Origin of the sequence: Acrocarpospora sp. B8E8 (assembly GCF_039871605.1) — a bacterium.
Classification (GTDB): Bacteria; Actinomycetota; Actinomycetes; order Streptosporangiales; family Streptosporangiaceae; genus Acrocarpospora; species Acrocarpospora macrocephala.
The window spans coordinates 1-5,705 of the sequence record NZ_JBDPLV010000156.1 but is presented as its reverse complement, the minus strand read 5'-3'; the positions used below and the strand labels follow the sequence as shown (position 1 = coordinate 5,705).

Sequence of the window (5,705 nt, the reverse complement as noted above, 5' to 3'; positions counted from 1 at the left end):
CCCCCCCCCCCCCCCCCCCCCCCCCCCCCCCCCCCCCCCCCCCCCCCCCCCCCCCCCCCCCCCCCGAACCACGATGCCGCGACTGCCAATTCGTCCGGCCACCACGGCGATGACGGGGGCGGGCGGAGCCCGAGGGGAAACAAAGGGCTGGGCGGGTGGGAGAACCCACCTCACCAAATGGCTGGGGTCGGATGCGGTTGATGGGAGTTTGCTGGCTTGTGTTGAGCCTTTTGGGCTCTATTCGGCGGACCACCCGGTAGCCGTGGGGACGGTCGCGGCGGTTGAGGAGTCCCTGGCCGATGGTTATGGGGTCTATCGGTATTTGGAGGACACCTTCTACGGGGGTGGAAGGTGGGTGTTGCTCGCCGGGTTCCTGGGGTTGAACCATGTTGCCGCTGGTAGGCCTGGAGTGGCTATGGCGTGTCTGCGGTGGATGGCGGCGCAGGCTGATGCTGACGGGGAGTTGCCGGAGCAGGTTTCTGATCGGTTGCTGGCGCCTGGGCGTCGGCAGGAGTGGGTCGAGCGGTGGGGGCCGGTGGCCAATCCGTTGTTGTGGTCGCATGGGATGTATTTGATGCTCGCGGATGAATTGGGAGTGGTCGCGTGATCCGGCATCGTCCGATGGGGTCAGGGCATCCGTACGCCGAGACAGAAGATCAGCGAGTCCCCGCCCGGCCGCTTGACGGGGAGAGCGTGGAGTTGCGGGTGCGGGCGGCCGCGAACGTCGATGCCGTGGTGTGCGAGTGGGTGGCCGACGGGACGCCGATCGAGTTGCCCATGGAGAAGGCGAGCGCCGCCGCGGAAGGAACGAGCGCCGGGGATGGCGGGCATCTCGCGTCGGCTCAGGCCAAGGCCACGAGGGCGGCGGCCGCGGGCAGCTGGTCGGTTCGGTCGCCGGTGCTGCGGGCCGGATCGCGGTACGCCTACCGGTTCCGGGCGGCGACAGCCGACGGCGCAAGCCGTACCTCACGATGGTTTGTGGTGACGGCGGCGAGCTGGCGGGAGAGCGGCGGGAACCTGGAAGGGGCCGATCGGGTCGTTCCGGGAAGCGTCCGGTGGCTGCACGACGGCGACGGGCTCCTACGGGTGCGATTCGATATCACGATAAATCCGGACGAGCACGTGGTCGGCTTTGGAGAGCGTTTCGACGCCGTCGACCAGCGGGGCCGGACCCTCGACGCGGTGGTGTTCGAGCAGTACAAGAACCAAGGAACACTGGGCCGCACCTATCTGCCCATGCCGTTCCTTTTCGTGATCGGACCAAACGGCAGCCACGGTTGGCACGTGCAGACCTCCGCACGAGTCTGGTTCGACGTCGGCGCCTCCGAACCAGGACTCCTCCGCGTCGAGGCGGAAACAAGCGGCGACCTCACGCTTCGCTCCTACGAAGGCTCCCCCACCGAAATCCTCGCCCAGTTCGTCAAAGACGTCGGCGCGCCCGAAGAACTCCCCTCGTGGGTGTTCCGCCTCTGGGCCAGCGCCAACGAGTGGAACACCCAGGCCCGCGTACTCACCGAAATGAACCAGCACCGCGACCTGGACATCCCCGTCGGCGCCCTCGTGATCGAGGCATGGAGCGACGAGTCCACCTTCACCGCGTTCCGCGGCGCCCAATACGCCCCCACCGAACACCCCCACACCTGGTCCGACTACAGCTTCGCGCCCAACTCCCCCTGGCCCGACCCCAAAGCCATGATCGACGAACTCCACGCCAGGGACATCAAGGTCGTCCTCTGGCAGATCCCCCTGCAGAAGATGCGCCCCCACCCCACCGGCCAGGCCGCCATCGACGCCCGCCAACTCGTCGAGAAGGGCTACGGCGTCCGCGAAGCCGACGGCCGCCCATACCGCAACAGAGGCTGGTGGTTCCCCCTCGCCCTGATGCCCGACCTGAGCTCCCAGGAAATCCGCGACTGGTGGACGGCCAAACGCCGCTACCTCGTAGCAGAACTGGACATCGACGGCTTCAAAACCGACGGCGGCGAACACGCCTGGGGCCACGACCTCCGCTACGCCGACGGCCGCCGCGGCTCAGACGGCAACAACCTCGTCCCCGTCCACTACGCCCGCGCCTTCGGCGACCTCCTCCGCTCCTGCGGCAAACCCCCCGTGACGTTCAGCCGCTCCGGCTTCACCGGCTCCCAGGCACACGGCGCCTTCTGGGCCGGCGACGAGGCCTCCACCTGGACCGCCTTCCGCTCCTCGATCACCGCCGGAATCACCGCCTCAGCCTGCGGCATCGTTTACTGGGGCTGGGACATCGCGGGTTTCTCCGGCCCCATCCCGGACGGCGAGCTCTACCTCCGCGCCGCCGGAACCTCCTGCTTCATGCCGATCATGCAGTACCACTCCGAGTTCAACCACCACCGCCAGCCCAAAGGCGACCGCACCCCGTGGAACATCGCCGAACGCACCGGCGACCCCCGGGTGATCCCGGTCTTCCGCACGTTCGCGCACCTGCGCGAGCGGCTAGTGCAGTACCTCACCGAACAGGCGAGAGCCGCAGTGCACGGCGGCGCCCCCCTGATGCGCGGCCTGTTCTTCGACCACCCCACCGACCCGGAGATCTGGCGCTTCCCACTCCAGTACCAACTGGGCGACGCGCTCCTGGTGATCCCGGTCACCGAACCCGGCGTCGACCAGGTCACCGGCTACCTGCCCGCAGGCGCCTGGGTAGACGTGTGGACCGGAACGGAACACCAGGGAGCCCGAGAGGTCACGCTACCCGCCCCGATCGAACACCCCCCGGTGCTCTGCCGCGCCGAACGCTGGACCGACCTGGCAGCGATCTTCTCGGACGCACCCTGAGGCGCACGCCCGGCGCCGCCAGCTCAGTTGGTTAGAGCAGCTGGCTCTTAACCAGCGTGTGCGGGGTCAAGTTTCTGGCGGCACAGAAGGAAACCCCAGGCCGGTGGCACCGGCCTGGGGTTTCATCGTAGGGTGGTCTGTCGGACTCGGGCCAATCTCGTCATGAGGATCTTGCGGTTGCTCGTCGTTTGCTCGCCAGCGCGGGTTGGGTCGTCATGACCGTTTTGGTGGCGACCAGAACCAATGTCCGCCCGATGCGTATGCCCTGGACTAGGCGGCGACGCGGGTCTGAAGTTCCTGCGCCTCGCCATCCAGTACCGCCCCCACGCGTGCAATCTCCTTCGCGGAAGCGGAGCAGAGACCGAGTATTACGAGCTTGAAGATCAGCGTGGAGAATCGGACGGCATCGCCGAGCTGGAGCTATTCTGAATCATGATCCTCTGATCGGAGGACTACTTACGTGCGGATGCGCAAGCGAAGTGGGCCTTCTGTCTCTTCCGGTTGGGTCAATTGTTAGCTCTGCCCATCGGTTAGCGCCGAGCATTGAGTTTCTCTGAATCCACCATATACACCCCGGTTGGGCCGACGACCCCGTCGGGGCTGAGCAGCGCTAGGGCAGATCTTCACGGAACTTTCGATAGGGCTCACCGGGCATATAATGGAACCATTCCTCCTTGGTTAGATTCCGGGTCAACCGAGCTCTTGCCTGGTCGATAAGCGCCTCAAGTCCCACCTCCCATACCCGAACAGTCCCGTCGTAACTGCCGGTGGCCAGCCGAGCTCCGTCCGGCGCAAACGCCACCGCCCACACGGTGTTGCCGTGGCGAAAACGGTGGGTCTCCTGACCGCCGCTCAGGTCCCACACCCGAACAGTCCCGTCGTAACTGCCGGTGGCCAGCCGAGCCCCGTCCGGCGCAAACGCCACCGCCCACACGGTGCCATCGTGCCGAAACCGACGAATCTCCTGACCACTATCCAGATCCCACACCCGCACCGTCCCATCACCGCTGCCTGTGGCCAGCGTCCCATCGGGGGCAAACGCCACCGCCCATGCAGCGCCGTCGTGCCGAAACCGATGAATCTCCTGACCGCCGCTCAGGTCCCAGACCAGCACCTTCCCGTCGTCACCGCCAGTGGCCAGCCGAGCCCCGTCCGGCGCAAACGCCACCGCCCACACGGTGCCATCGTGCCGAAACCGACGAATCTCCTGACCACTATCCAGATCCCACACCCGCACCGTCCCATCACCGCTGCCTGTGGCCAGCGTCCCATCGGGGGAAAACGCCACCGCCCGCACCGGCCCATTATCGGAGAATCGGCGAATCTCCTTACCGCCGCTCAGGTCCCACACCCGCGCAGTCCCATCGCCGCTGCCTGTGGCCAACCGCGTCCCATCGGGGGCATAAACCACTGCCCGCACCGGCCCGTCATGTCGGAACTGGGTGATCGCCTGACCACCGTCCAGTTCCCACACCCGCACCGTCCCATCGCGGCTGCCTGTGGCCAACCGCGTCCCATCGGGGGCATAAACCACCGCCCGCACGGTGCCGTCGTGCCGGAACCGCCGAGCCTCCTGACCACCATCCAGATCCCACACCCGCACCAGCCCGTGACCGCTGCCTGTGGCCAGCCTCGCCCCATCTGGGTCGAACGCCACCGCCCGCACTGCCCCGTCGTCCGGCAACTGACGGCTCTCCTGCCCACTGCCCAGGTCCCATACCCGCGCTGTCCGGTCGTCACTGCCGGTAGCCAGCCGCGTCCCATCCGGATCGAACGCCACCGCCCACACAGCGCCGTCGTGTCTGAACCGGCGAATCTCCTGACCACCGTCCAGGTCCCACACCCGCACCGTATCGTCGTCACTCCCGGTAGCCAGCCGTACCCCGTCCCCTGCGAACGCCACCGCCCACACAGCAGCGTCGTGCCGGAACCGACGGGTCTCGTGACCACCGTCCAGGTCCCACACCCGCACCATCCCGTCACCGCTGCCGGTAGCCAGCCGTACCCCGTCCCCTGCGAACGCCACGGCCCACACAGCGCCGTCGTGCCGAAACCGACGAATCTCCTGACCACTATCCAGGTCCCACACCCGCACCATCCCGTCCTCACCGCCAGTAGCCAGCCCCATCCCATCCGGGGCATACACCACCGCGTTCACAGCGCCGTCGTGCCGAAACCGACGGGCCTCCTGACCACTATCCAGGTCCCACACCCGCACCATCCCGTCCTCACCGCCAGTAGCCAGCCCCATCCCATCCGGGGCATACACCACCGCCCACACGGCGCCGCTATGGAGGTACTGTGCGAGGAGTATGGTGGAAATACCTACCCTGTTCTGCAAGGCACGTCGGGCTTCGGGCGTGGGCATGCGGCGAAGTGAGCAGATTCCGAGCAGTAGACTGTCCACAATGCCTCCATCCGACGAGAGCCCAGCCAGATCGGCCAGGGTCGCGAGCCGGAGAGCTTCCGCGCGATCGACAAGTTCACGGCGACGTTCTTCCTCAACCTCCTGTGACCTGCGGCTCTCTTCGATGAACGTTCGCAATGTGCCGGTATCCTCCGGATAGGAAGAGACCATCTCTTCCGCTCGGGCGAGAACAGGACCGCGCATCAGCAAGCTGGGGTCACAGCTGTTGTCTCGCCATGCTTTGTCGGCCAAGCCGGTCGCGTGCTTCCATTCACGCAGGTCGCCGTCTCGCTGGAGCCAGCGTCGCAATCGTTCCCAGTCGCGCAACAAGGCTTCGTGGGCGACCTCGACGACCTCCTCCTCAGAGTGCGTTCCGCGAGCTGATGCCCCTTTTGTCGATGGGATTGGGATAGGTCGGCTGGTCGGAGGCTCGCCGTTCGGGCTATGGGCGCGGCTGGGTGAACAATCCCGGCTCGGTCTCGACGAGGAT

2 protein-coding genes and 1 tRNA gene are annotated in these 5,705 nt (G+C 66.8%); 2 read left to right on the top strand and 1 reads right to left on the bottom strand.

The window, feature by feature from the left end:
* Positions 1-603 precede the first annotated feature (603 nt).
* Both ABGB08_RS54055 and ABGB08_RS54050 read left to right on the top strand, forming a co-directional pair.
* Positions 604-2,808 (top strand): TIM-barrel domain-containing protein, encoded by a 2,205-nt coding sequence (locus ABGB08_RS54055; RefSeq protein WP_347608224.1) that lies wholly within the window; start codon positions 604-606, stop codon positions 2,806-2,808.
* A gap of 14 nt (positions 2,809-2,822) precedes the next feature.
* Positions 2,823-2,917 (top strand) — tRNA-Lys (locus tag ABGB08_RS54050).
* 501 nt (positions 2,918-3,418) lie between these two features.
* Here ABGB08_RS54050 and ABGB08_RS54045 read toward each other — a convergent pair.
* Positions 3,419-5,620, bottom strand: a complete 2,202-nt coding sequence (locus ABGB08_RS54045) for a WD40 repeat domain-containing protein (protein WP_347608227.1) — start codon at positions 5,618-5,620, stop codon at positions 3,419-3,421.
* Positions 5,621-5,705 lie beyond the last annotated feature (85 nt).